Origin of the sequence: Providencia rettgeri (assembly GCF_023205015.1) — a bacterium.
GTDB lineage: Bacteria > Pseudomonadota > Gammaproteobacteria > Enterobacterales > Enterobacteriaceae > Providencia > Providencia rettgeri_E.
On record NZ_CP096258.1, the window covers coordinates 872,709 to 898,597 of the forward strand.

Annotated in this window: 22 protein-coding genes and 1 other annotated feature (1 of these 23 only partly in view); of the genes, 12 read left to right on the top strand and 10 right to left on the bottom strand. The window is 39.7% G+C overall.

Annotated elements, in window-relative coordinates:
• Positions 1 to 42: a sequence feature (Thr leader region), on the top strand (it extends 80 nt beyond the left edge of the window).
• A 24-nt stretch (positions 43 to 66) separates the two neighbouring features.
• The 3 genes from thrA to thrC are packed head-to-tail and all read left to right on the top strand — an operon-like array spanning position 67 to position 4,758.
• On the top strand, positions 67 to 2,526 hold the full coding sequence (thrA, locus tag M0M83_RS03725; RefSeq protein WP_213912979.1) for a bifunctional aspartate kinase/homoserine dehydrogenase I: 2,460 nt from the start codon (positions 67 to 69) through the stop codon (positions 2,524 to 2,526).
• Between the two features lie 3 nt (positions 2,527 to 2,529).
• The gene (gene thrB / locus M0M83_RS03730) at positions 2,530 to 3,459 is read left to right on the top strand and encodes a homoserine kinase (protein WP_213912978.1); all 930 of its coding nucleotides are present in this window, start codon (positions 2,530 to 2,532) and stop codon (positions 3,457 to 3,459) included.
• A 3-nt stretch (positions 3,460 to 3,462) separates the two neighbouring features.
• Positions 3,463 to 4,758, top strand: coding sequence for a threonine synthase (gene thrC / locus M0M83_RS03735; protein ID WP_248467644.1), 1,296 nt, complete (start codon positions 3,463 to 3,465; stop codon positions 4,756 to 4,758).
• A 126-nt stretch (positions 4,759 to 4,884) separates the two neighbouring features.
• Here thrC and M0M83_RS03740 read toward each other — a convergent pair whose 3' ends face one another.
• The 6 genes from M0M83_RS03740 to M0M83_RS03765 form a co-directional block, all read right to left on the bottom strand.
• Positions 4,885 to 5,538, bottom strand: coding sequence for a hypothetical protein (locus tag M0M83_RS03740; protein WP_248467646.1), 654 nt, complete (start codon positions 5,536 to 5,538; stop codon positions 4,885 to 4,887).
• A 61-nt stretch (positions 5,539 to 5,599) separates the two neighbouring features.
• The gene (locus M0M83_RS03745; protein ID WP_125891900.1) at positions 5,600 to 5,830 is read right to left on the bottom strand and encodes a hypothetical protein; all 231 of its coding nucleotides are present in this window, start codon (positions 5,828 to 5,830) and stop codon (positions 5,600 to 5,602) included.
• 444 nt (positions 5,831 to 6,274) lie between these two features.
• On the bottom strand, positions 6,275 to 6,469 hold the full coding sequence (locus tag M0M83_RS21675; protein WP_248467648.1) for a hypothetical protein: 195 nt from the start codon (positions 6,467 to 6,469) through the stop codon (positions 6,275 to 6,277).
• A 199-nt stretch (positions 6,470 to 6,668) separates the two neighbouring features.
• Positions 6,669 to 7,133: a hypothetical protein gene (locus M0M83_RS03755; RefSeq protein ID WP_248467650.1), complete on the bottom strand. Its 465-nt coding sequence runs from the start codon at positions 7,131 to 7,133 to the stop codon at positions 6,669 to 6,671.
• Between the two features lie 107 nt (positions 7,134 to 7,240).
• Positions 7,241 to 8,632, bottom strand: a complete 1,392-nt coding sequence (locus M0M83_RS03760) for a Cu(+)/Ag(+) sensor histidine kinase (protein WP_213912975.1) — start codon at positions 8,630 to 8,632, stop codon at positions 7,241 to 7,243.
• Positions 8,625 to 9,308 carry a heavy metal response regulator transcription factor gene (locus M0M83_RS03765; protein ID WP_213912974.1) on the bottom strand — a complete coding sequence of 228 codons (684 nt, stop codon included), beginning with the start codon at positions 9,306 to 9,308 and terminating at the stop codon, positions 8,625 to 8,627. Before M0M83_RS03765 ends, M0M83_RS03760 begins: the two co-directional genes overlap by 8 nt.
• 154 nt (positions 9,309 to 9,462) lie before the next feature.
• Here M0M83_RS03765 and M0M83_RS03770 point away from each other — a divergent pair, with 154 nt between their 5' ends.
• Genes M0M83_RS03770 through M0M83_RS03790 form a run of 5 tightly spaced genes read left to right on the top strand, consistent with a single transcriptional unit; the run spans position 9,463 to position 16,102 of the window.
• Positions 9,463 to 10,857, top strand: coding sequence for an efflux transporter outer membrane subunit (locus M0M83_RS03770; RefSeq protein WP_248467652.1), 1,395 nt, complete (start codon positions 9,463 to 9,465; stop codon positions 10,855 to 10,857).
• A gap of 8 nt (positions 10,858 to 10,865) precedes the next feature.
• Positions 10,866 to 11,207, top strand: a complete 342-nt coding sequence (locus tag M0M83_RS03775; RefSeq protein ID WP_248467654.1) for a copper-binding protein — start codon at positions 10,866 to 10,868, stop codon at positions 11,205 to 11,207.
• Positions 11,208 to 11,224: 17 nt separating this feature from the next.
• Positions 11,225 to 12,493 (top strand): efflux RND transporter periplasmic adaptor subunit, encoded by a 1,269-nt coding sequence (locus M0M83_RS03780; protein WP_248467656.1) that lies wholly within the window; start codon positions 11,225 to 11,227, stop codon positions 12,491 to 12,493.
• Between the two features lie 3 nt (positions 12,494 to 12,496).
• Positions 12,497 to 15,634: an efflux RND transporter permease subunit gene (locus M0M83_RS03785; protein WP_248467658.1), complete on the top strand. Its 3,138-nt coding sequence runs from the start codon at positions 12,497 to 12,499 to the stop codon at positions 15,632 to 15,634.
• 45 nt (positions 15,635 to 15,679) lie between these two features.
• Positions 15,680 to 16,102: a DUF411 domain-containing protein gene (locus M0M83_RS03790; RefSeq protein WP_125891909.1), complete on the top strand. Its 423-nt coding sequence runs from the start codon at positions 15,680 to 15,682 to the stop codon at positions 16,100 to 16,102.
• Positions 16,103 to 16,150: 48 nt separating this feature from the next.
• Here M0M83_RS03790 and M0M83_RS03795 read toward each other — a convergent pair whose 3' ends face one another.
• Both M0M83_RS03795 and yaaA read right to left on the bottom strand, forming a co-directional pair.
• The gene (locus M0M83_RS03795; RefSeq protein WP_125891910.1) at positions 16,151 to 17,143 is read right to left on the bottom strand and encodes an aldo/keto reductase; all 993 of its coding nucleotides are present in this window, start codon (positions 17,141 to 17,143) and stop codon (positions 16,151 to 16,153) included.
• Between the two features lie 233 nt (positions 17,144 to 17,376).
• Positions 17,377 to 18,153 (bottom strand): peroxide stress protein YaaA, encoded by a 777-nt coding sequence (yaaA, locus tag M0M83_RS03800; protein WP_248467660.1) that lies wholly within the window; start codon positions 18,151 to 18,153, stop codon positions 17,377 to 17,379.
• Between the two features lie 349 nt (positions 18,154 to 18,502).
• Between yaaA and tal the strand changes: the two genes are divergently transcribed.
• Positions 18,503 to 19,456, top strand: a complete 954-nt coding sequence (gene tal / locus M0M83_RS03805) for a transaldolase (protein WP_125891912.1) — start codon at positions 18,503 to 18,505, stop codon at positions 19,454 to 19,456.
• 190 nt (positions 19,457 to 19,646) lie between these two features.
• Positions 19,647 to 20,228 (top strand): molybdopterin adenylyltransferase, encoded by a 582-nt coding sequence (gene mog, locus M0M83_RS03810; protein WP_125891913.1) that lies wholly within the window; start codon positions 19,647 to 19,649, stop codon positions 20,226 to 20,228.
• A 79-nt stretch (positions 20,229 to 20,307) separates the two neighbouring features.
• On the opposite strand, the gene satP is transcribed toward mog, so the two are convergent.
• Positions 20,308 to 20,874, bottom strand: a complete 567-nt coding sequence (gene satP / locus M0M83_RS03815; RefSeq protein WP_125891914.1) for an acetate uptake transporter — start codon at positions 20,872 to 20,874, stop codon at positions 20,308 to 20,310.
• 335 nt (positions 20,875 to 21,209) lie between these two features.
• Between satP and dnaK the strand changes: the two genes are divergently transcribed.
• A complete protein-coding gene (dnaK, locus tag M0M83_RS03820; protein ID WP_125891915.1) occupies positions 21,210 to 23,126 on the top strand; it encodes a molecular chaperone DnaK in 1,917 nt (638 codons plus the stop codon).
• A gap of 111 nt (positions 23,127 to 23,237) precedes the next feature.
• Positions 23,238 to 24,374, top strand: coding sequence for a molecular chaperone DnaJ (gene dnaJ / locus M0M83_RS03825; RefSeq protein WP_112307826.1), 1,137 nt, complete (start codon positions 23,238 to 23,240; stop codon positions 24,372 to 24,374).
• 67 nt (positions 24,375 to 24,441) lie between these two features.
• Here dnaJ and M0M83_RS03830 read toward each other — a convergent pair whose 3' ends face one another.
• Positions 24,442 to 25,842 (bottom strand): amidohydrolase, encoded by a 1,401-nt coding sequence (locus tag M0M83_RS03830; RefSeq protein ID WP_213912967.1) that lies wholly within the window; start codon positions 25,840 to 25,842, stop codon positions 24,442 to 24,444.
• Positions 25,843 to 25,889 lie beyond the last annotated feature (47 nt).

A 25,889-nucleotide genomic window follows, 5' to 3' on the forward strand; every position in this document is an offset into this window, starting at 1 on the left:
ATGAAAAAGCCCGCATACTTAAACGATGCGGGCTTTTTTTTGGTGTTAATTCAGGAGAGAAATACCATGCGTGTGCTTAAATTTGGCGGTACTTCGGTTGCAAATGACGAACGAGTACTGAATGTTGCTGACATCGCTGAAGGCAAATTAGCAGATGGACAAGTGGCTTTGGTGTTATCCGCGCCAGCAAAAATCACTAACCATTTGGTTGCTATGATTGAAAAAACGGTTGCAGGACAAGATGTCATCACGCATGTTAATGATGCTGAAATGATTTTTGCTAACCTTTTAAAAGGATTAAAAGAAAAACAACCCGGTTTTGAATATGACCGGTTAAAAAAACTGACAGAACAAGAATTCGCGCAAATCAAACAAGTACTGCATGGTATTACTCTTCTCGGACAGTGTCCAGACAGCATTAACGCATCAATTATCTGCCGTGGTGAGAAACTCTCTATCGCTATTATGGAGTCAGTGCTAAAAGCTCGCGGCCATAATGTGACCGTCATTAACCCTGTTGAGAGCTTACTTGCGAAAGGCCACTACCTTGAATCTACGGTTGATATAAATGAGTCAACAAAACGCATTTCTGATTTAAATATACCGAAAGATCATTTTGTCTTAATGGCAGGCTTCACTGCAGGTAATGAGAAGGGTGAACTAGTGGTATTAGGCCGTAATGGCTCCGACTATTCAGCAGCAGTGTTAGCGGCTTGCTTACGCGCTGATTGTTGTGAAATTTGGACTGATGTTGATGGGGTCTATACATGTGACCCGCGTTTAGTGCCTGACGCTCGCTTGTTAAAAGGGATGTCATATCAGGAGGCTATGGAGTTATCCTATTTTGGCGCCAAAGTTCTCCATCCTCGTACCATTGCCCCAATTGCTCAATTCCAAATCCCTTGCCTGATAAAAAATACCACCAATTTAAGCGCACCAGGCACTTTAATTGGCGATGGCCAAACTGACGACAGCACACCAGTGAAAGGGATCACCAATCTGAATAATATGGCGATGATCAACGTATCTGGTCCCGGTATGAAGGGAATGGTGGGGATGGCTGCACGCATTTTTTCCGTCATGTCTCGTAAAGGGATCTCGGTTGTTCTGATCACGCAATCCTCATCAGAATACAGTATTAGTTTTTGTGTCCCGCAAAATGAGTTAGTCAGAGCACGCGCTGCACTGGAAGAAGAGTTTTACTTAGAACTAAAAGATGGCGTACTTGAGCCGCTGGATGTGATGGAGCAGTTAGCGATCATTTCTGTGGTAGGTGATGGTATGCGTACTTTGAAAGGCATTTCGGCGCGTTTCTTCTCTGCGTTAACTCGCGGCAACATCAATATTGTGGCTATCGCTCAAGGTTCTTCTGAACGTTCAATTTCTGCGGTAATTGCCAATGAGTCTGCAACAACGGCAGTGCGTTTATGTCACCAAATGCTATTTAATGCAGAACAAGTTATTGAAGCCTTTGTTATCGGTGTGGGTGGTGTTGGTAATGCGTTAATTGAACAAATTCATCGCCAGCAACAATGGCTAAAACAAAAACATATCGACTTACGTGTCTGTGGTATTGCGAATTCACGTGCAATGCTAACGGATATGCAAGGGATCGATTTAGATAATTGGAAAGCGGAACTGGCGGAAGCGAAAGAGCCATTTAGCTTAAGCCGCTTAATTCGTTTAGAGCGTGAATACCATTTCTTGAACCCTGTCATTATCGATTGTACATCAAATCAGGAAATCGCAGAGCAGTACGTCAACTTCTTGAAAGATGGCTTTAATGTGGTCACACCGAATAAAAAAGCCAACACTTTATCGATGGATTATTACCACCAATTACGTGCTGCAAGTGAAACATCGAAACGTAAATTCCTCTATGACACCAACGTAGGGGCGGGTTTACCCGTTATTGAAAACCTACAAAACTTACTGAACGCAGGGGATGAACTGGTTCACTTTAGCGGAATTTTATCGGGTTCTTTATCATTTATCTTTGGGAAATTAGATGAGGGCATGTCTTTATCGGAAGCCACAACACTGGCTAAAGAAAAAGGTTTTACAGAACCAGACCCTCGAGATGATTTATCCGGTATGGATGTGGCGCGTAAATTATTAATTTTAGCGCGTGAAGCAGGTTATAATTTAGAACTGCAAGATATTGAAATTGAAGCCGTTTTACCTGCTGATTTTGATAGCAGTGGTTCTGTTCCTGAGTTTATGGCTCGTTTACCCCAACTGGATGCACAATTTGCACAGCGTATAAAAGCCGCAGAAGCGGAAGAAAAAGTGTTACGCTATGTTGGGTTGATTGAAGAAGGGCGCTGTCAGGTTAAAATTGTTGCTGTTGATGGTAATGACCCTCTCTTCAAGGTTAAAAATGGCGAAAATGCACTGGCCTTCTATACGCGTTATTACCAGCCAATTCCTTTAGTATTAAGAGGTTATGGTGCGGGTAATGATGTCACTGCCGCAGGTGTGTTTGCAGATATGCTGCGTACCCTTTCATGGAAACTGGGAGTTTAATAAGTGATTAAAGTTTATGCACCGGCTTCAATTGGTAATGTGAGCGTCGGGTTTGATGTTCTTGGAGCGGCAGTTTCTCCAGCAGATGGCTCATTGTTAGGTGATTGTGTAACAGTTGAAGCGGCGGACACTTTTTCGTTGACGAATAAAGGCAAATTCGTAGCTAAACTTCCGAAAAAAAATGAACACAATATTGTTTACCAGTGCTGGCAATTGTTTTGTGAGCGCCTTGGTCGACCATTAAATGTCGCTATGACACTCGAAAAAAATATGCCAATTGGTTCAGGGCTCGGTTCTAGTGCGTGCTCTGTTGTCGCAGCGCTGATGGCGCTAAATGAATTTGCAGAGAAACCCTTCGATGATACTCAACTGCTTGGCATGATGGGGGAGCTCGAGGGGCGTATTTCAGGAAGTGTGCACTATGATAACGTCGCACCGTGCTTTTTAGGTGGTTTACAGCTGATTATCGAACAGAATGGCATTATTTCTCAGCCAGTACCTGCATTTGAAAACTGGTATTGGGTGATGGCTTATCCAGGAATTAAAGTGTCGACTGCGGAAGCGCGTGCAATCCTTCCTGATAGCTATCCTCGCCATGACATTGTAAACCATGGTCGATACCTATCAGGGTTCATTCATGCTTGTCATACAAACCAATCGTTACTTGCAGCAACGATGATCCAAGATGTTGTGGCTGAACCTTATCGTACACAGCTATTACCGGGTTTTGCGGCAGCACGTCAGAATGCAAAAGAAATTGGTGCGTTAGCGTGTGGTATTTCAGGCTCAGGGCCAACACTGTTCGCTATTTGCGATGACAAACAAATCGCTGAAAAAATGGCGAGCTACTTGAAACAACATTATATTCAGAATGATGAAGGCTTTGTGCATATCTGCCGTTTGGATCTGGCCGGGGCAAGGACAATAGGGTAAATAATGAAACTGTATAATTTAAAAGATAACAACGAACAAGTAAGTTTTGCGCAAGCAGTTAAGCAAGGTTTAGGCAAGCAACAAGGTCTATTTTTTCCTCAAGACTTACCTGAATTCACTGCGGCTGAAATCGACGAATTATTAAAATTAGACTTTGTCACTCGTAGCAGTCGTATTTTAAGTGCTTTTATTGGTGATGAAATCCCTCATGAAGAGCTCGCTGCAAGAGTCAAAGCCGCGTTCGCTTTTCCTGCGCCAGTTTCTCAGGTTGAAGATGATGTTGCGACGTTGGAGCTATATCATGGGCCAACACTCGCATTTAAAGATTTCGGTGGCCGCTTTATGGCTCAGGCGCTGGGGCAAGTCGCTGGTGAGCAGCCGGTGACCATTTTGACTGCCACTTCTGGGGATACAGGAGCAGCTGTTGCACACGCATTCTACCGTCTTAAGAACGTGCAGGTTGTTATTCTCTACCCAGAAGGAAAAATTAGCCCGCTGCAAGAAAAACTCTTCTGCACGCTGGGTGAAAATATTCATACGGTTGCAATTAAAGATGACTTCGATGCATGCCAGGCATTGGTTAAACAATCGTTTGATGATGAAGAACTGAAAAAGGCGTTGTATTTAAACTCTGCGAACTCGATCAATATCAGCCGTTTATTAGCGCAAATTTGTTATTACTTTGAAGCTGTCGCACAGATCCCAGCAGAAAAACGGGATCAATTAGTGATCTCAGTTCCGAGTGGTAACTTTGGGGATCTTACGGCTGGTTTATTAGCCAAATCAATGGGCTTACCTGTTAAACGCTTTATTGCAGCTACTAACGTCAATGATACTGTGCCGCGTTACCTTGTTGATGGGCAATGGAAACCAAAGCAAACTGTGGCAACATTATCGAACGCCATGGATGTTAGCCAGCCAAACAACTGGCCTCGTATTGAAGAGTTATTCCGTCGTAAAGGTTGGTCTCTTGATGAATTAGGCCACGGGGCGGTGAGTGACGAAGTGACTAAAGAGACAGTACGTGAATTAGATAAAAAAGGGTATTTATCTGAGCCACATGCTGCGGTGGCTTATCGTGTGCTTCGTGACCAGTTGGAAGAAGGTGAATACGGGCTGTTTTTAGGTACGGCACACCCAGCTAAATTTAAAGAAAGTGTTGAAGAAATTCTTAATAAAGCAATACCTTTGCCTAAAGAGTTAGCAGAGCGTGCGGAACTCCCACTACTCTCACACTTTTTACCCTCTGATTTTGCACAATTACGCACATTTTTAATGAAGTTAGCACCTAAACAATAAAGAATACATGGATACGAAAAACGGAAGCGGTAGCTTCCGTTTTTATTGATAAGACCATTTTTTATAAAGATAATTATAGGGTTTCATATTGCCACATCACTTATTCACTTCTAACGGATTTGTTTATCACATGGAGCTAAGGCCATCGTGCCCGTCTCTACCGCCATCAGGTCCACCGCGTCCTCCTTTTCCTCCTTGGCTACCATTACCCCCATTGCCGCCATTACCACTACCAGAGCCGTTGCCTCCATTACCCCCGTTACCGCCATTAGTTCCACCATGCCCTCCATTACCCCCATTGCCATTTACTGTTCCATTGCCGCCATTCCCACCGCTACCAGCACCATCTCCATCGCCGCCATTTCCCCCATCACCTCCAGTTACACTGCCATTACCCCCATTACCTCCATTGCCATTACTGCCTTTTTCTGCGTTTCCACCATTGCTACCATTACCGTTATTTGATCCCGTTCCCCCATTCCCTCCATTTTGGCCATCACCACCGTGACCACCGTGACCACCGTTGCCACCATGGCCACCTAGACTATCATTTCCAGCTTGACCCGAATTTCCATTTTGTCCATAGCCTACAAAGCTAAAAAATTTAGAAGAGTAATATTGACCATGAAGTCTTGAACATACTTTATTATTTATTTCATTAATATTGAGCTCATTTTTAAATAAACAGTTAGATGGAGTATTTAATAAGGAGTGAGAGTATGCTGAAAATGAGATAGAACTTATTAATAAAACACCAAGTGAAATGTAATTTTTATACATGATAAATTCCTCCGTTCCCTCCTCATTGAATGAGGAGGGAGATATTTAGTGACGAGATATATTATCTACCGTTGCCGCCATTACCGCCGTTACCACCATGGCCGCCATTTCCACCATTTCCTCCATTCCCTCCATTACCACCATGACCGCCATTCCCACCATTTCCTCCATAGTTTTGTTCGTAAGTAATAGAATAAGTAGAAGTATTGTCAGAATGTTCTTTTTGGAAAGAAGTTGCAGATGCTAGAATTGGAAATAATAAAGATACTATGATAATAGATGCTTTATACATATAAAATCCTCTTTTAAAAGTTTAAATTAAAATGAACTGCAATGAAATTGTAAATCATGGTTTTGAATAAGCAATTAATTATTTATCTATGAGTGTAATTAAATTTATTTTACGGTAAATACAAAGTAATATAGCTTGTTTTTATTTTTTGGTTTTATATTAATAACAAATAGTTAATTGTTTATATAACTAATTTGAAAGTTAGTGATTAAATAATTAATTATCAGTTGATAATGAAACCTTTTATTTTAAAGTTAATTTTATAGTTGTGAGGAATAACTCATTGGAAAAAGGGTAAAATGGGATTTTTTTAAATTAGATCCCATTTTACTTGTTATTTAACCGCATATAGCCTATTTTTCCTAGGGCAGTATATTAAATGGAGATAGGACTATACACTATGAGGGAAATATTCTTTAAATTTCATTCGGTATCTTATTACTCTTACTTGATATTCAGCCAGACATCATCATCATCACCATTTTTTACTTGAAACCAAACATCATCATCATCTCCGTTATAGGCTATGCTTAAGTCTATACTTAGGATAGGTGGCTCTGGCGGAAAGGGAAGAATAGGGGTAGCGAAAGAGAGTATTGGGAATAATAAAGATATAAATATGATTGATTTTTTAAACATATAGTTGCCTTTTAAAGTTAATGTTAAAGTGAGAACTGCTTAGAAATAATAATCTATTTCTCTTGATGTTCAATGAATAGTTTAATTTAAACTTTAATAAAAAATGAAAGGGGTTAAATAAAATCATGATTGATAGGGTTAAATTTTTTCAATTAATTTAAAACCATATTATTTTAATAATATGGTTTTAAGGTTTAAATTAATTATCTTTTAAGTTGTCTAGTATTTTTCGTTGAATAGATTCCGAAGAACTGTTTTTATGGAAACTTAACATCGTGACTGCTTTTTCATTTTCATTCATATCGGAAAATGATTTCGCAATTTTTACTGTCGGTTTTTTATTGTTAGGCGATTGGTTTTGGTGGTAACTGATCATGTTCTGCATCATTGGTGATGTATTGTTTTGTGTAAAACTTAATGCCGCGGCAGCTTGGGCGTGTTCGTCTAACTGAAGGAATGACTGAGTTGAATTGACACTATTATTGGTCGAAATGCCCGCTTTGCTTAAATGGTTATTAATCGATTTTAGGTTGGAATAAGAAGTATTATTTTCAGTGAAACTTAATGCATTTGCAGCATTATAATGTATTTCTTTTTCAGTTTGAGCGGCAGATACATGTGTTGCTATAGCTGCAAGTGTTAAAGCAAAAATAAATTTTTTCATTGTGAATCCTTATTAAGTTAAATCGTTTATCTTGTAACTATAATAAGGGTTTATTTCTGTCTGAATACTGACAACAAAATGACAAAATTGCCATTTGTGGCAGATGTTTAATTTGGTTTTATAGGTAAAAATACAGTAAAGCGTGTTGAAAAATCATCTGATTTTACAGTGATCCTGCCTTTATGCGCCAATATAATTGACTTGACGATAGCTAACCCAATTCCACTTCCTTCATTTTTTCTTTGCCTTGATTTATCCACTCGATAAAATCTATCAAAGAGTTTTTCTAAGTGTTCTTCGGGTATTTTTATACCGGGATTACTAATGGTTAATTCAACACCTTCTTTTACATTTGAAATGTTAATGCTGACAGCATCACCTTTTGGGGTATAGCGGATAGCATTTGATATTAAATTAGTAATCGCTCTTCTCAACATGTCTTTATCGGCACTAATAGGGCTAGCGTCCCCAATTATCTTAAGTTTTATTTCATTCTCTTCAGCGAGATATTCAAAGTAATCAAATATAAGCTCTATTTCATTTTTAATATTAATGATTTTTTTCTCTGGGATAAGGCGGTTATCATCCGCTTGAGCAAGAAAAAGCATATCAGAGATCATTCGTGATAGACGGTTATATTCTTCCAAATTAGAGTATAACACTTCAACTAGCTCTTCTTTACTGCGGTTTTTACTCAGAGATATTTGAGTTTCAGTCATTAAATTAGTGATTGGTGTACGCATTTCATGAGCAATATCTGCTGAAAAATTTGTTTGCCTTACGAAAACATCTTCAATTTTGACTAGCATCTGATTAAATGACTTTGTTAATTGCTTCAATTCTTTAGGTACAGAATCAGGATCTAAACGAACGCTTAAATTTTCGGATGTGACATTTTTTATGTCATCGCTCACATCTTTAAGGGGCTTTAATCCCTTAATCACAAGGAAATAAACGACAAGGATAGTAAATAAGCACAGTATAATCGCACTGATAATTAAATTATTTATTAATGAGCTCAGATAATCATGATGAAAATTCAATGATAGCGCAGTAACCAATCGATATTGTTTAGGTTCTGAAGGAGGCCCGACCTGAATAAGGCTTTCTGATAGACGATAATCTCTAAGCTCTACGTTTTGGTTATTTTTATCAGGGTCATAATTTTTTAAGTGGGTAATAAGTTTATCTGTTGCATTGGGAGATACTAATGTATTTCCTTCATCGTCAATGAGATAAATAGTGATGTCTTGATGTTCATTAATAATGGTTTTAATACGTGCATATTGCTCACTTTGTGGCTCCGTATTATCATTTAATAAGCTTCGGATCGTTAAATTCAACTGGTTAAGTGTATATTCATCTTGCTGCTTAAAATGCAACATAACCGAGTTGATCATGATCGAGCTAAATAACAGTAAGGCGAGGGAGAGAGTAATACTGATCAAAACAATAAGACGAATTGAAATAGAGACAGGAGATCGAAATAACTTAATCATTTTCAGGGATCTCAAGTAAATAGCCCATTCCTCTAATGGTATGGATTAATTTAGGTTCATAGTGTTGGTCTATTTTAGCTCTTAACCTTTTAACTGCCACATCAATCACATTGGTATCACTATCAAAATTCATATCCCAAACTTTTGAGGCGATAAGAGAACGTGAGAGCACTTCGCCTTGGTGAAGAATAAAAAATTCCAATAATGAAAATTCTTTACTGGTTAGTATGATTTTATCGTTTTCACGCGTCACACGTCGTTTGATTAGATCAACATGTAAATTAGCAATGGTAAATTGTGTTTTCTGGATGCTGTTGTTGCCTCTACGTAATAAAGTTCTTACCCGGGCAAGTAGCTCAGAAAAATCAAATGGTTTAACAAGATAATCGTCAGCACCTAACTCTAGCCCTTTGACTCGATGCTCAACATTACCTAAGGCTGTAAGCATGAGGATGGGTGTATTTTTTCCTGTATTACGTAAATTTTTAGCAATTTCCCAGCCGTTAATATCTGGCAACATTACATCAAGAATAATTAAATCATAGTCTTCAGTTGTCGCCATATGCAGGCCTGTAATGCCATTTTCGATCGCATCAACAATAAACCCGGACTCACTTAAGCCTTTAGATAAGTATTCTCTCGTTTTATGTTCATCTTCAACAATAAGTAGTTTCATCTCAGGCCCGGCTGTCAGGAAAACAATGTAGTTATTCTAAGCATTACGGCAATGAAATGTAAAATGACAAATTTGTCATTTTCATGTCATGAATCTAACAGGAGGTCTTTTTTATTATAGTGACAATTTTAATCACTAGAGGCATGGCTATACCATGTATTCCCCTAAAATATTAATAATAGCTTATGCCCTAATTTTAACTGGTTGTGTTTCGCTCGCCCCTGAATATCAACGCCCTAATCTGAATTTGCCTCATCAAATCAGTGGCAATGTTCCTGATATAGTAACGGGGGATAAAACAGAATTAGTCATTCCGAGTTGGTCTCAATTTATTCAAGACCCACAAATGAAAAGCGTGATAGAAATTGCGCTTGAGAAAAACAGCGATTTATATCTTGCGGCCTTAGATGTAGAAGAAGCTCGTGTACGCTTCGGGCTAGCGGGAGCAGAAAAATACCCTCAAGTTAGTTCATCGATGAGTGGCGATTATGGTCAATCATTAGAGTCTGGGTCATCCTTCAATAAGAAATACAGTGCAGGCATTGATATCAGCTATGAACTGGATTTTTTTGGGCGTATTAAAAATTTATCTGATGCCGATAAAGCAAAGTTTATCGCTTCTCAAGAGATGAAGCGTGCGACACAAATTATTACAATCAAAACGGTAGCAGAAGCGTATTTAGATGTGGTGTATAACCAGAAATTATTATTAATTGCACAAGAGACGAAGCAAAGCTACCTCAATAGTCAATCGATTGTAATGCAAAAAGTCGCAGCAGGAAAAGCGGGGATATCAGATCTAGAACAAGCTAAAGGGCAAGTACAGTCTATTTCTATTAATATCGAAAAAATTGAAAGTGAAATTGCAAAAAATGAAAATTTACTGAATTTTTTGACAAATGACTATGTAACAAAAATAAGCTCAGAATTAGGCCATTACGAGCCAAACAGCCCTTTAATTACAACACCTTCAGATATTCCCTCTGAGATATTACTAAAACGCCCAGATATTATGGCAGCAGAGCAAAACATTATTTCTGAGAATGCCAATATAGGTGTTGCAAGGGCCGCTTTCTTTCCTTCTATTTCCTTTAATACAGGAATAGAAAACAGTAATGATTCTTTAACAGGGTTATTTGATTCCTCAAATGGTATTTGGAATTTTATTCCTAAAATTACGCTACCTATTTTTACTGGTGGTACAAATAGCCGAAATTTAGAATTAGCAAATATTAGAAAAAACAAAGCTATAGCTAGTTATGAAAAAAGTATTCAGGTCGCATTTCGTGAAGTAAAAGATACCCTAGTACTCAAATCGAGCTTAGAAAAACAGCTTATATCTCAAGAGCAATATGTCAAAACGCTGCAAAACGTCTTAATACAGAAACAAGCAAGTTATCGATATGGCGGTTTAAGCTATCTCGATGTGCTTGAAGCACAGCGTAGCTTATTTACCGAACAACAAAATTTATTGATGTTGAAAATAGAACAGCAGAAGAATGAAATAAATTTATTCTCTGCATTAGGTGGCGGATTAATAAAATCATGAGGGTAATAATGAAAAAATTAAATACGGTATTTTTTGCAATTTCAATGGCGATGTTAACAGCAACTAGTTATGCAAATGCTGCGGAACATAGCCACTCTATTTATCCAGAAAAAGTCGCAGAGCCGACAATCAATACTGAAGGAACGCTAATCTCGATTGATAAAGATAATAAAAAGTTAACAATAAATCATAAAGAAATTCAAAGTATTGGCTGGCCGCCAATGACGATGCGTTTTACCTATGAAGATGAAAATATTATCAACGGTTTACAAGAAAATGATGAATTAAAATTTTCATTTGTACAACAAGGCAATCTTTCAATGTTGAAATCCATCGAAAAGATAAACTAAATAGGTAGAGAGATGTTATGTCATTAGTTAACCTGACCAAATTGCTATTGGTAATTATTTTATCGAGCGTTATTTCAATTTTATTTTATCGATATTTTTTCGTTGTAGAAAATAATAGCCAATCAGTTGAAAAACAAGAACGCACCGTATTGTATTGGTATGACCCAATGTATCCCAATACCAAATTTGATCAGCCAGGGAAATCTCCTTTTATGGATATGGATCTTGTTCCTAAATATGCGGATGAAAACTTGGTTTCAGCGAATAGCAAAGGGATAACAATTAACCCAACACAGACACAAAATTTAGGACTTAAAACGGTGGATGTAAAGTGGGGGAAGCTAAGCTATGACTTAACATTTCCAGGCGAAATTGCATTTAATGATCATCAATTCGCTATCGTGCAAGCGCGAGAAAATGGTTTCGTTGAAAAAGTTTACCCATTCACCGTTGGTGAAAGGATCCAAAAAGGCGTTCCTATTGCTGAACTAACGATCCCTGCATGGGTTGAAGCACAAAGTGAATATCTTGCACTCAAACAAATGAATGCGAGCCGACAAGATCTTAACAGCGTCATTGAACGTTTACGTTTAAATGGCATGCCAGAGGGAGCACTTTCTCAGTTTATAAAAACAGGAAAAGTCCAATCACGTTTTACGATCCAAGCACCTATTTCAGGGGTAATTACTGCACTTAATCTACGTTTAGGGATGAACGTGTCTAAAGAGGTTGTTATTGCACAAATACAAGGAACAAACCCATTATGGATTAATGCCTCTGTTCCTCAGTCAGTTGCTGAATTACTGAATAAACAAACAGAATTTACAATTTCTATCCCCGCTTATCCTTCACAGTTATTTACTGTAAAAAACTGGCTGATATTACCTAGCGCAGATCAAGCAAGCCGTACAATTAATATTCGTACAGAAATAGCAGACCCTAGCCATTTATTAAAACCGGGTATGACTGCATATTTAAATTTAGTTGCAGAAGGCAATGAAAGTTTATTGATCCCCTCACAAGCCATTGTGGATTCAGGGAAAGAACAACATGTTATTGCTGTTGGTGAGAATGGTGAATTTATTCCGAAAAGAGTACGAGTACTCAATGAATCTCAACAAATGACGGCAATATCTGAAGGATTACAAGTGGGTGAGCATATTGTGACTCAGGGGATTTTCCTGATTGATTCCGAAGCGAATATTGCGGGAGCATTAGCCAAGATGGAAGCGCTTCCTGAGCCTTCAGCGTCATCTAATCATTCATCACATAAATCTCAGGAGTAGAGTATGTTGGAATGGATTATAAGACGCTCGGTCGCTAACCGCTTTCTAGTGCTCATGGGTGTCATGTTTTTAGTTATTGCGGGTATTTGGAGTATCCGCAGTACACCTGTTGATGCATTGCCTGACTTATCTGATGTACAAGTGATTATCAAAACCACTTATCCAGGTCAAGCGCCCCAACTGGTTGAAAACCAAGTTACCTACCCAATAACGACGACGATGCTATCTGTGCCGGGAGCAAAAACAGTGCGGGGGTTTTCTGCATTTGGTGACTCATATGTTTATGTTATTTTTGAAGATAATACAGATTTATACTGGGCTCGTTCACGCGTTTTAGAATATTTAAATCAAGTGCAAAACCAATTGCCAAAAGGTGCAGTAGCCTCCATTGGCCCTGATGCGACAGGGGTTGGTTGGGTTTTTGAATATGCTTTAGTGGATAAAACCGGAAAGCATAATCTAGCAGAACTGCGTTCATTACAAGATTGGTTTTTGAAATATGAATTGAAGGCTTTGCCTAATGTCTCCGAAGTGGCAACCGTTGGCGGTGTGGTTAAATCTTACCAAATCTTAGTTGATCCGCTCAAGCTCAGCCAATTTTCCGTGACATTACCTGAAATAAAACAGGCAGTCGAAATGGCTAACCAAGAAGCGGGTGGCTCATCGATTGAAATTGCTGAAGCTGAATATATGGTTAGAGCAAGTGGCTATCTTCAATCTATTGATGATTTCAATAAAATCTACCTGAAAACCCCCGAAAATGGCGTGCCAATTTACCTGCAAGATGTTGCTCGAATACAGGAAGGCCCTGAAATGCGTCGTGGAGTTGCTGAGCTCAATGGGGAAGGCGAGGTGGTTGGTGGTATTATCTTGCTTCGTTCAGGTGAGAATGCACGTAATGTGATCCATGATGTAAAACAGAAACTTGAAGATTTAAGTGCCAGTTTGCCGGAAGGCATCGAAATAATCACGACTTATGATCGAAGTATTCTTATTGATAATGCGATTGATAATCTAAGTTATAAGTTACTAGAAGAATTTATTGTTGTCGCATTAGTGTGTGCCGTTTTTTTATGGCATTTCCGTTCTGCTCTCGTGGCAATTATTTCTTTGCCCCTTGGATTATTTATTGCCTTTATCGTCATGCGCTACCAAGGAATAAATGCAAATATTATGTCGTTAGGGGGGATTGCAATTGCTATCGGGGCAATGGTAGATGCCGCCATTGTAATGATCGAAAATGCGCATAAAAAATTAGAAAAATGGCAACATGAAAATGAAGGCAAAGTCATTGATAATGCCCAGCGTTGGAAAGTTATTACGGACTCTGCTGTTGAAGTTGGGCCTGCATTATTTATCAGTTTATTAATTATCACATTGTCTTTTATTCCTATTTTTACGTTGGAAGGACAAGAAGGCCGTTTATTTGGTCCGCTCGCATTCACAAAAACTTATGCCATGGCGGGGGCAGCGGCGTTAGCGTTAATTGTTATTCCAATCCTAATGGGGTATTGGATCCGCGGTAATATTCCAAATGAAAATAAAAATCCACTGAATCGTTGGTTGATTGCTCTCTACAGCCCTATTTTAGTTAAGGTATTAGCGTGGCCGAAGACCACCTTATTTATTGGTTTCTTATCTTTATTTACCGTGATATGGCCATTAAAGCATTTAGGGGGTGAATTCCTTCCTGCGATTAATGAAGGTGACTTACTTTATATGCCTTCAACATTACCGGGAGTTTCGCCTGCTCAAGCGGCATTTTTACTGCAAAATACAGATAAGTTAATCAAAACTATTCCTGAGGTAGATACGGTATTCGGTAAAGTCGGTAAAGCTGAAACGGCAACGGACTCTGCTCCTATGGAGATGATCGAAACAACGATACGTTTGAAACCGCAAGCAGAGTGGCGAGAAGGAATGACACTCGAAAAAATTATTGATGAGCTTGATGAAACCGTGCGCTTGCCTGGGGTTGCAAACTTATGGGTTCCACCTATACGTAATCGTATTGATATGTTATCAACAGGAGTCAAAAGCCCTATCGGTATCAAAGTATCAGGCAGAGATCTTGATGAGATCGACGCATTAGCCCAAGAAATTGAAAAGGTGACAAAATCGGTTCCTGGGGTTGTTTCTGTTTTGGCCGAACGATTGGTTGGTGGGCGTTATATTGATGTCAAAATTGATAGAGAAAAAGCGGCTCGTTTTGGCATGAGTATCAGTGATGTACAAGTTTATATTTCAATGGCGACTGGTGGGGAAATGATCGGGGAAACGGTTGAAGGAATCGAGCGCTACCCAATTAGCATAAGATATCCTCAAGATTACCGAAATAGCGTATCTGCGATGAAATTATTACCAATTTTAACGCCGAGCAAACAGCAAATTGTGCTTAGTGATGTTGCTGATGTATCTGTGAATATGGGCGCTCCAATGTTGAAAACAGAGAACGCAAGACCAACAAGCTGGATTTATATTGATGCACGCGATCGCGATATGGTCTCTGTTATTAAAGATATTGATGCCGCAATAAAAGATAACATCCAAATGAAGCCGGGTTTGAGCTATTCCTTTACGGGACAATTTGAATTGCTCGAAAGAGCTAACCAAAAATTAATGTTAATGGTTCCTGCTACCATACTGATTATTTTTGTCCTGCTTTATTTAGCATTCAGACGATTTAGTGAAGCATTACTGATTTTATTAAGCTTACCATTTGCTTTAGTGGGCGCTATTTGGTTCCTTTATTGGATGAACTTTAATTTATCGGTTGCGACAGGGACTGGGTTTATTGCATTGGCAGGTGTCGCCGCTGAATTTGGCGTGGTTATGTTGATTTATTTACGCCATGCAATCGAAGATAAAGAAAAACAGCAAGGAATAAGCAAGTTATCAAACCAAGATTTAGACCATGCATTATATGAAGGTGCTGTTTTACGTGTCCGTCCTAAAGCCATGACAGTTGCCGTAATTTTAGCGGGTTTATTGCCAATATTACTTGGGACGGGAGTCGGTTCGGAAGTCATGAGCCGTATAGCTGCACCGATGATTGGCGGTATGATCACCGCGCCACTATTATCCCTATTTATTATTCCCGCAGCTTATAAATTAATCTGCCAGTTACGTCATAAAAAATAGACACTTTTTAAGTACTCGTCATTATTATTGATAAGGTAAATAGCAATGAAAAAGATAATTTTAGGTGGAATGTTTTTACTGTCATTTTCTGCATTTTCTCAAAACCAGAGTGTGCAATTGTATAAAGATGCAAATTGTGGCTGCTGCCAATTATGGGGAGAAGGGGTTAAAAAAGCAGGGTATGACGTTGTGATCAATGAAATCAGTTATGATGACTTGAACAAACTAAATGATGAGCTGAATGTGCCATACAACTTACGCAGTTGCCACATTGCAAAATATAAAGGCAAAGTGATTGTTGGTCATGTTCCTGTCAGCAGTCTTGATGCGATTGATACCTTACCGGCGGATGTGGTAGGAATTTCTGTTCCTGGTATGCCAATTGGTAGCCTAGGGATGGAACAACCAGATGGTCGTACTCAGCCTTATTCTGTGGTGCAGTTTAAAGCCAATGGGGAATATCGTTAATTGAGATAAAATTCATTAAGTTGCAGGATATCCTGCAACTTATGGGGGTTATTCGTTTTCTAATATTAATTCGATGGCTTTGAGTTCATCTTGCGTAAAGTTACGATTTTTTAGGATCCCCATTGCATCATCAATTTGGCTAATACGGCTTGCACCGATGAGGACGGAAGTGATCCTATCATGTCTAAGCAACCAGGCTAATGCCATTTGGTTTAGCTTTTGTCCTCTTTTTATCGCCAATTCATTCAGTTGTTTAACTTTTGATAAAATGGTCGAAGTGAGCCTTTCAGGAGGTAAAGAAGGATTGCCTGCCGCGCGTGAATCAGCAGGAATACCATTAAGGTAGCGATCAGTTAAAAGACCACCGGCTAGCGGGGAATATGCGATAGAGCCCACCCCTTCTTCTTCCAGTAAATCGAGTAAACCCTCTTCAGGAGTACGTTCTAGCATAGAATATTTCGGCTGGTGGATCAGGCAAGGGGTTCCCAATTCATTGAGGATACCAATAGCTTCTTTGGCTAAATTCGTTGGGTAATTAGAAATCCCGACATACAGGGCTTTTCCTTGGCGAACAATGAGATCCAACGCTCCCATGGTTTCTTCTAATGGGGTGTTGGGGTCAGGTCGATGATGATAAAAGATATCTACATAATCCAAACCCATTCGTTTCAAGCTCTGGTCTAGGCTTGCCACCAAGTACTTTTTACTTCCCCAGTCACCATAAGGGCCATCCCACATAGTGAAACCCGCTTTTGATGAAATGATCATTTCATCACGATAAGGCAGGAAATCCTGTTGCATGATTTGGCCAAATGTACTTTCGGCAGATCCAGGAGGTGGTCCATAATTATTAGCCAGATCGAAATGGGTGATCCCAAGGTCAAAAGCATGACGAAGCATGGCTTGGCAGTTATCAAAGGGTTTGTTATTGCCAAAGTTATGCCATAATCCTAATGAAATCAGTGGTAACCGTAACCCGCTACGGCCACATAAACGATATTCCATTTCACTATAGCGCTTTGATGATGCAACATAAGGCATACTTCAAGCGCTTTGATGATGCAACATAAGGCATACTTCACCTCCAAAGTAGTGGGCAAAACCTCAACTTATACTGTCATAAAGCTAAAAAGTAGTCTGAGGAATCAATGCTAATTTGTTATTGGTTAGAAAGTTTATAAATAAACTGTGATAGAGTTGGAAAAAAGAGTGAAGTATTTTGAAATACGTGGGTATCGGCTGTGCGCCAGTCCCCACGTTTTAGGGATTAAGAATTAAGCTTGTTCTGAACGAGTAAATACTAGCTCGTTACCTTTAGATTGGCTTTCATCAAATTGATAGCCTTCTAAATTAAAATCAGCCAGTTGGTCTGTTGTCGTCAATTTATTTTGGATAATAAAGCGACTCATTAAACCCCGCGCTTTTTTTGCATAAAAACTGATAACTTTATATTTACCATTCTTTTCATCAAGGAAAACAGGTTTGATGATTTGACCATCCAGTTTCTTCGTATTCACGGATTTGAAGTACTCATCAGAAGCTAGGTTGATTAATACTTGGTTTTTTTGTTCTGCTAAGGCGTGATTGAGCTGTTTGGTGATAATGTCTCCCCAAAACTCATATAAATCTTTTCCACGGGTGTTTTTTAAACGAATTCCCATTTCTAAGCGATAAGGTTGCATTAAATCTAGTGGCCTTAAAATACCGTAAAGACCTGATAATATGCGTAAATGGGATTGAGCAAACGCAAAATCGTCTTGTGAAAAAGTCTCTGCTTGCATACCAGTATATACGTCTCCCTTGAATGCGAGGATCGCTTGGCGTGCATTTTCTGGGGTAAAGTCCGCATGCCATTCTTCAAAACGGGCAGCGTTGAGCCCTGCAAGTTTGTCACTAATTTTCATTAAACTGGCAATATCTGAAGGGGTTAACTTACGACAGACATTAATTAATTTTTGAGACTCAGTGAGTAATTCAGGCTGAGTAAATTGCTGCGTCGCAAGTGGGCTTTCGTAGTCTAATGTTTTTGCAGGTGAAATTGTAATAAGCATGACTTGACCCTTTATAAAGAATGATACTGCTTACTTTAGCAAAAATTCTTCCTAATTGGCTAATTGATACGATAAGCCAAACCAATATTATTCTTTATTATAATAAGAGCACAGTATCACTGCTAAAAGGATTCAGTTTCTAATTGGCTAGCGAAACCGATTGCCAATCAAATAGTTGCTTTTGACTAGATTTACTTGCTTGCAGCAATATGGATGCATGATATTATCTGTAGACGGTGCGGCGATAGCCACAATTCCTTTATAATACGCAAAGTAATTCAAGTTGCAGTTTTTTAGCCTATACCGCTACAACTTGAAATATGACGGGTATAACAACGAGATTAAAGAAATGACCGATAAACTAACCTCACTACGTAGTTTGACAACCGTTGTTGCTGATACTGGCGACATCGAAGCGATGAAGCTTTACAAACCACAAGACGCGACCACAAATCCATCGCTGATCTTAAATGCTGCACAAATTCCTGAGTACCGTAAATTAATTGATGAAGCGGTAGAATGGGCACGTAAGCAAAGCAGTAATCGTGAGCAACAAATTGTTGATGCTTGTGACAAACTGGCTGTTAATATCGGTCTGGAAATTCTGAAATTAGTTCCGGGTCGTATTTCTACTGAAGTTGATGCGCGCCTTTCTTATGATGAAGAAGCTTGTATTACTAAAGCGCGTCACTTAATTAAAATGTATAACGATGCAGGCATCAGTAATGACCGTATTCTGATTAAACTAGCTTCGACTTGGCAGGGTATCCGTGCTGCAGAGAAACTGGAAAAAGAAGGCATTAACTGTAACCTGACCTTATTATTCTCTTTTGCTCAAGCGCGTGCTTGCGCAGAAGCAGGTGTATACCTGATTTCTCCATTTGTGGGTCGTATTCTTGACTGGTACAAAGCGAATACAGATAAAAAAGAATTCGCGCCACATGAAGATCCAGGTGTGATTTCTGTTACCGAAATCTACAATTACTACAAAGCTCACGGTTATAAAACTGTGGTTATGGGCGCAAGCTTCCGTAACGTGGGTGAAATCATTGAGTTAGCAGGTTGTGACCGCTTAACTATCTCCCCTGGCTTACTGAAAGAACTGTCTGAGTCACAAGGCGAATTAGACCGTAAATTGATAGATACAGGTAAAACTCAAGAGCCAGGCGCTAAGTTGACTGAAGCTGAGTTCTACTGGCAGCACAACCAAGATCCAATGGCGGTTGATAAACTGTCTGACGGTATCCGTAAGTTTGCAGTAGACCAAGAAAAACTGGAAAAAATGATTGCAGATTTACTGTAATTTATTTCGTTTTTTCTTAAAACCCAGCCAGTTGGTTGGGTTTTTTTATACCTATTTTTCATTGAGTTAGTTCTCAATTTCAAGATATAAAATTGAGGTCGCTGTATGCAAAAGCGCATCATGCTATGATAATGCTCCTGTTTATCCATTAGTAGACAGTTTCTGAATTGATCAATTTTTTGAGGTTTGTATGAATGAATTGCGCATAGGTCTGGTTTCTGTTTCTGATCGTGCTTCGAGTGGTATTTATGAAGACAAAGGCATTCCTGCATTAGAAGAGTGGTTAGCAAAAACGCTGATAACCCCTTTTCGTATCGAAACTCGCCTGATCCCTGATGAGCAAATCATGATAGAGCAAACATTATGTGAGCTGGTGGATGAATTTGCTTGCCATTTAGTCCTCACTACTGGTGGGACAGGGCCCGCTCGTCGCGATGTCACGCCTGATGCAACCCTTGCGATTGCTGACCGTGAGATGCCGGGTTTTGGTGAGCAAATGCGCCAAATTAGTCTAAAATTCGTCCCTACTGCGATACTGTCACGTCAAGTGGGGGTAATACGCAATCAAGCTCTGATTTTAAATTTACCAGGGCAGCCTAAAGCGATTGCGGAAACTCTGGAAGGTTTAAAAGACAAAGAAGGGAATGTGGTAGTTTCTGGTATTTTTGCCAGTGTTCCTTATTGTATTCAATTACTTGATGGCCCCTATGTAGAAACAGACCCTACAATTGTGAAAGCGTTCAGGCCTAAATCGGCTATTCGCCCTGAGTAGTCTTTTAATGTAATCAGGTGAGGCTTAACTCACCTGATTAATGATATTTAATGCATAAAATCACATACGTGAGTTAAATTTAACCACGTTGGCCAATCGGTAATACCGTTTTACCATATTGCTCATTTAATATTTCTGCGACTGCTAAATAAAATGCGCTAGCACCACAGATAATTCCTTCAAAACCAGCAAATTTTAGTAATGCTGCATTTCCCGTCATATTACCAATAGCTAATAAAGCGAATAATACCGTTAAGCTACCAAAGACAAATTGCAAAACAAAATTAGCTTTGAAGGTTCCTAAAAACATGAAAAAGGTAAAAATTCCCCAAATAGCGAGGAAAACACCTAAAAACTCAGGTGAAGTTGCTTCGGCTAATCCCATTGAAGGCAAAAATAATAACCCCACTAATGCAATCCAAAACATACCGTAAGAGGTAAATGCAGTTGCACCGAATGTATTGCCTTTTTTGTATTCGATCAGACCCGCAATAAATTGAGCAATACCACCATAAAAAATGCCCATACTTAAAATAACGGATGAAAGAGGGAAAAAACCTGCGTTATGAATATTCAGCAGGATGGTTGTCATACCAAAGCCTAATAAACCAAGTGGGCCTGGATTTGCAAGAGAGCTAGACTGCATATAACCTCTGGTAAAATATAAATAATTCAAATAGATAAAAAACAAAATTTTTTGCCAAAGTGACAGCGGCGGCGCATCATACGCAGTTTTAATTGTTTAAACAATGATCACAAGACAGGTTTTTTTGCAATAAATGCAAATTTTTTTGATTCTCCCCCTTGATGAATGAATTTGTGACCCCATCTTAAAAGCATCAACTGATATCAATCCAAATTATTGCGTATTGAAAAATAATTTAGGCTCTGAGTGAAAACTCCCTTGAAAATGAAATATTGAGCCTCATATAGATTGATATCGAAATCATAGTGAAAAGAATTCCTTTGGAGGCGTTTTAGATGGGTAAAATCATTGGTATCGACTTGGGTACAACTAACTCATGCGTTGCAATTATGGATGGTACTACAGCTCGTGTTCTGGAGAACAGCGAAGGTGATAGAACGACTCCTTCCATCATTGCGTACACTCAAGATGGTGAAATTTTAGTTGGTCAGCCAGCGAAACGTCAGGCTGTGACTAACCCAGAAAATACTTTATTCGCAATCAAACGTTTGATTGGTCGTCGTTTCCAAGACGAAGAAGTTCAGCGCGACGTTTCTATCATGCCATATAAAATCATTGCGGCTGATAACGGCGATGCTTGGTTAGATGTGAAAGGCCAAAAAATGGCGCCACCACAAGTTTCAGCTGAAGTTCTGAAAAAAATGAAGAAAACAGCAGAAGACTATTTAGGTGAGCCAGTAACAGAAGCGGTTATTACTGTTCCTGCTTACTTTAACGATGCTCAGCGTCAAGCAACTAAAGATGCTGGTCGTATCGCTGGTCTAGAAGTAAAACGTATCATTAACGAACCAACAGCTGCTGCGTTAGCATATGGTTTGGACCGAGAAGTGGGTAACCGTACTATCGCGGTATATGACTTAGGTGGTGGTACCTTTGACTTATCAATCATCGAAATCGATGAAGTTGATGGCGAAAAAACCTATGAAGTTCTGGCTACCAATGGTGACACTCACTTAGGTGGTGAAGACTTTGATACACGTTTAATCAACTACTTAGTTGAAGAATTTAAGAAAGAACAAGGTGTTGACCTGCGTAACGACCCGTTAGCAATGCAACGTCTGAAAGAAGCTGCAGAAAAAGCGAAAATTGAGCTGTCTTCTGCACAACAAACAGATGTTAACCTGCCGTATATTACAGCAGATGCAACAGGTCCTAAACACATGAATATCAAAGTGACTCGTGCGAAATTAGAGTCACTGGTAGAAGATTTAGTTAAGCGTTCTATGGAGCCAGTTAAAGTTGCTCTGCAAGACGCAGGCTTAAGCGTGAGCGAAATCAACGACGTTATCTTAGTTGGTGGTCAAACACGTATGCCAATGGTTCAAAAAGTTGTTGCTGATTTCTTTGGTAAAGAGCCACGTAAAGACGTGAACCCAGACGAAGCAGTTGCAATGGGTGCGGCAGTTCAAGGTGGTGTTTTAGCCGGTGATGTTAAAGACGTTCTGTTACTTGACGTAACTCCTCTGTCTTTAGGTATCGAAACCATGGGTGGCGTGATGACTTCGTTAATCTCGAAGAATACCACTATCCCAACGAAACATAGCCAAGTGTTCTCAACAGCGGAAGATAACCAAGCAGCGGTAACTATCCATGTTCTGCAAGGTGAGCGTAAACGCGCAAGTGACAACAAATCACTGGGGCAGTTTAACTTAGATGGTATTCAACCTGCACCACGTGGTATGCCACAAATTGAAGTAACTTTTGATATCGATGCTGATGGTATCTTGCATGTTTCTGCTAAAGATAAGAACAGCGGACGTGAGCAAAACATCACCATTAAAGCTTCTTCAGGTCTGAATGACGAGGAAATCGAAAAAATGGTACGTGATGCAGAAGCAAACGCTGAAGCAGACCGTAAATTTGAAGAATTAGTTCAGGTTCGTAACCAAGCTGACCAATTAGTTCACGGTACTCGTAAACAAATCGAAGAAGCCGGTGAGAAATTACCAACTGAAGATAAAGCGAATATCGAAAAAGCAACTTCTGAGTTAGAAGCAGCAGCAAAAGGTGAAGACAAAGCAGATATTGAAGCGAAAATCCAAGCTTTAGTCACGGCATCTGCGAAACTTCTGGAAATCGCACAGCAAGAAGCTCAAACGGGCGGTGCAGCTGGCGCTGGTGCAGAAGCGAAAAAAGATGATGATGTTGTTGATGCTGAATTCGAAGAAGTAAATGACAAAGACAAAAAATAATGCCCTTAGCGGGCACAGTAGCTATAGCAAATGACAGTTAATGGTTACTGATACCGGATACGGGCGTCGAGGAAACTCTACGCCCGTTCCGCATGTTAAGGGTAAAATTAAATGGCAAAAAGAGATTTTTATGAGGTATTAGGCCTCGAAAGAAATGCATCGGATAAAGATATTAAGCGTGCTTATAAGCGCTTAGCGATGAAGCATCACCCTGACCGTAATCAGGGTGATAAAGGTTCAGAAGATAAATTTAAAGAGATCAAAGAAGCTTACGAGGTTCTTTCTGACGAGCAAAAACGTGCGGCTTATGACCAGTATGGTCATGCTGCGTTTGAGCAAGGTGGAATGGGCGGAGGCGGTGGCTTCGGTGGTGGTGCAGACTTTAGTGATATTTTTGGTGACGTCTTCGGTGATATTTTTGGAGGTGGCCGCAGACAGCAGCGCCCTAGCCGTGGTTCTGACCTACAGTACAACATGGAACTGACTCTTGAAGAGGCTGTCCGTGGAGTGACCAAAGAAATCCGTATTCCAACCTTGGAAACCTGTGATGTTTGTCATGGTAATGGTGCGAAACCAGGAACCAGTGCGGATACATGCTCAACATGTCACGGTATGGGCCAAGTCCATATGCGACAAGGCTTTTTCTCTGTACAACAGCCTTGTCCAACGTGTCACGGTCGCGGTAAAGTAATCAAAGACCCATGCAACAAATGTCATGGTCATGGCCGAGTTGAAAGATATAAAACACTGTCAGTTAAAATTCCAGCAGGCGTAGATACGGGGGACCGTGTGCGTTTGTCAGGAGAAGGTGAAGCCGGAGAAAACGGGGCACCAGCAGGAGATTTATTCGTTCAGGTTCATGTATTACCTCATAACATTTTTGAGCGTGATGGTAATAACCTGCACTGCGAGGTTCCAATTAACTTTGCTGATGCAGCATTGGGTGGTGAAATTGAAGTGCCAACCCTTGATGGCCGTGTGAAACTGAAAATTCCAGCAGAAACTCAGACCGGTAAAATTTTCCGCATGAAAGGAAAAGGTGTGAAATCGGTACGTGGTGGTTTGCAAGGTGATTTAATGTGCCACATTGTTGTTGAAACGCCTGTAAAACTGAATGAAAAACAAAAAGAGTTACTTAAAGAATTTGGTGAATCACTAGGTGGAAAGAGCGGTGAGAAGAATAGCCCGCGCTCTAAAAGCTTTTTAGATGGCGTGAAAAAATTCTTTGATGATTTAACTAATAAATAATTAGTTAATAATTGGTAATGTTAGAATGGCTGACTGAGCATATTGCCAAGTCAGCCATTTTTTTATCTTATTTTACGACTTCACCACTCGCAACTACGGTTTCGCGGACTTTGTTAGCAAAGTTTTGAGCTTCTTTAATAATGGTGCCTTCATCTGCGGTCAGCAGCTGGCGGTCTTGCATCAACACCTTGCCATCAACAATAGTATGGCGAACATTCGCGCCATTTGCACCATAGACTAATGCGGCATAGGGGCTATACATAGGAACCATGTTTGGTGATTTAGTATCAATAACAATGATGTCAGCTAATTTCCCCGCTTCGAGAGAGCCTAATTTGTCTTCCATATGTAACACTCGCGCAGAGCCCATGGTCGCCATCTCAACAACCGTAATGGGGGGCATCGCCGCTCTATCTTTATTGGCTAGTTTGTGAATTTTCCCCACTAAGTTCAGCTCATTTAATGTTGTTAACGTATTACTCGACATCGGACCATCGGTTCCTAAACCAACTCGAATACCTTTTTGAAGCATGGTCGTGACCGGCGCTACTCCCTTAGCAGATTTCGTGTTTGCACTGATATTATGTGCGACACCCACATCATACTGCTTGAGGAGATCCATATCTTTTTCATCAACCATGATTGCGTGAGCTGCAATAACTTTATTATTCAGCGCTCCAATATCAGCCATATATTGTACAGGGCTTTTCCCTCCCGTACGTTTGGCGATTTCTTCTTGCTCACGATCTGTTTCAGCAAGGTGGATCATCACTGGCACATTAAGTTCTTGAGACAATTTTGCGATTTTCTGTAAGTGCTCTGTGGTATTGGTATACGGTGCATGAGGTGCAAAGGCGGGGGTGATACGAGGGTGATCTTTGTATTGGTTGATAAAATTCACTGCATAATTGATACCTTCATCTGCATTTTTTGCATCAGCGACAGGAAATTGAATAACAGATTCACCAAGGACAGCTCTTAAGCCAATTTTATCAACGGTTTTAGCCACTTCATCTTCAAAATAATACATATCAACGTAAGTTGTGACACCACCTTTAATCATTTCAATATTAGCAAGGTTTGCGCCAACACGTACCATTTCACGAGAGACCATTTTGTTTTCTAATGGGAAGATATAACGGTGTAAACGGTCTGGCACATCATCGGCTAAAGAACGAAAAACGGTCATAGATGCATGTGTATGAGTATTAATTAACCCAGGCATGACAATGTCGCCATCAACATTCAGGATACTAGGTGCTTGATAACTTTGAGCCAGCTCAGGGCCACCAACAGCAATAATTTTATTGCCTTTGATGACAACAGTACCATGGTCAATAACTTGTTTCTGGGCATCCATTGTTAAGATGGTTCCATCTACAATAATGATGTCAGCAGATGTAGCTGCAAAGCTAGAAAAAGAAGCACTAATAATGGAAATAGCCAGTAAAGATTTTAAAAACGACATTTTGGCCTCATATCTGGTGAGAAAATATAAAAATTATGAGTGAAAAA

Excerpts from the sequence above, each read along its gene's own strand:
- M0M83_RS03770 (WP_248467652.1), top strand. The coding sequence starts at position 9,463 with ATGTATTCCCCTAAAATATTAATAATAGCTTATGCCCTAATTTTAACT.
- thrA (WP_213912979.1), top strand. The coding sequence starts at position 67 with ATGCGTGTGCTTAAATTTGGCGGTACTTCGGTTGCAAATGACGAACGA.
- M0M83_RS03740 (WP_248467646.1), bottom strand. The coding sequence starts at position 5,538 with ATGTATAAAAATTACATTTCACTTGGTGTTTTATTAATAAGTTCTATC.
- M0M83_RS03830 (WP_213912967.1), bottom strand. The coding sequence starts at position 25,842 with ATGTCGTTTTTAAAATCTTTACTGGCTATTTCCATTATTAGTGCTTCT.
- M0M83_RS21675 (WP_248467648.1), bottom strand. The coding sequence starts at position 6,469 with ATGTTTAAAAAATCAATCATATTTATATCTTTATTATTCCCAATACTC.
- tal (WP_125891912.1), top strand. The coding sequence starts at position 18,503 with ATGACCGATAAACTAACCTCACTACGTAGTTTGACAACCGTTGTTGCT.
- M0M83_RS03765 (WP_213912974.1), bottom strand. The coding sequence starts at position 9,308 with ATGAAACTACTTATTGTTGAAGATGAACATAAAACGAGAGAATACTTA.
- M0M83_RS03755 (WP_248467650.1), bottom strand. The coding sequence starts at position 7,133 with ATGAAAAAATTTATTTTTGCTTTAACACTTGCAGCTATAGCAACACAT.
- dnaK (WP_125891915.1), top strand. The coding sequence starts at position 21,210 with ATGGGTAAAATCATTGGTATCGACTTGGGTACAACTAACTCATGCGTT.
- mog (WP_125891913.1), top strand. The coding sequence starts at position 19,647 with ATGAATGAATTGCGCATAGGTCTGGTTTCTGTTTCTGATCGTGCTTCG.
- M0M83_RS03785 (WP_248467658.1), top strand. The coding sequence starts at position 12,497 with ATGTTGGAATGGATTATAAGACGCTCGGTCGCTAACCGCTTTCTAGTG.
- dnaJ (WP_112307826.1), top strand. The coding sequence starts at position 23,238 with ATGGCAAAAAGAGATTTTTATGAGGTATTAGGCCTCGAAAGAAATGCA.
- satP (WP_125891914.1), bottom strand. The coding sequence starts at position 20,874 with ATGCAGTCTAGCTCTCTTGCAAATCCAGGCCCACTTGGTTTATTAGGC.
- M0M83_RS03795 (WP_125891910.1), bottom strand. The coding sequence starts at position 17,143 with ATGCCTTATGTTGCATCATCAAAGCGCTATAGTGAAATGGAATATCGT.
- M0M83_RS03790 (WP_125891909.1), top strand. The coding sequence starts at position 15,680 with ATGAAAAAGATAATTTTAGGTGGAATGTTTTTACTGTCATTTTCTGCA.
- M0M83_RS03780 (WP_248467656.1), top strand. The coding sequence starts at position 11,225 with ATGTCATTAGTTAACCTGACCAAATTGCTATTGGTAATTATTTTATCG.
- thrC (WP_248467644.1), top strand. The coding sequence starts at position 3,463 with ATGAAACTGTATAATTTAAAAGATAACAACGAACAAGTAAGTTTTGCG.
- M0M83_RS03760 (WP_213912975.1), bottom strand. The coding sequence starts at position 8,632 with ATGATTAAGTTATTTCGATCTCCTGTCTCTATTTCAATTCGTCTTATT.
- M0M83_RS03745 (WP_125891900.1), bottom strand. The coding sequence starts at position 5,830 with ATGTATAAAGCATCTATTATCATAGTATCTTTATTATTTCCAATTCTA.
- M0M83_RS03775 (WP_248467654.1), top strand. The coding sequence starts at position 10,866 with ATGAAAAAATTAAATACGGTATTTTTTGCAATTTCAATGGCGATGTTA.
- yaaA (WP_248467660.1), bottom strand. The coding sequence starts at position 18,153 with ATGCTTATTACAATTTCACCTGCAAAAACATTAGACTACGAAAGCCCA.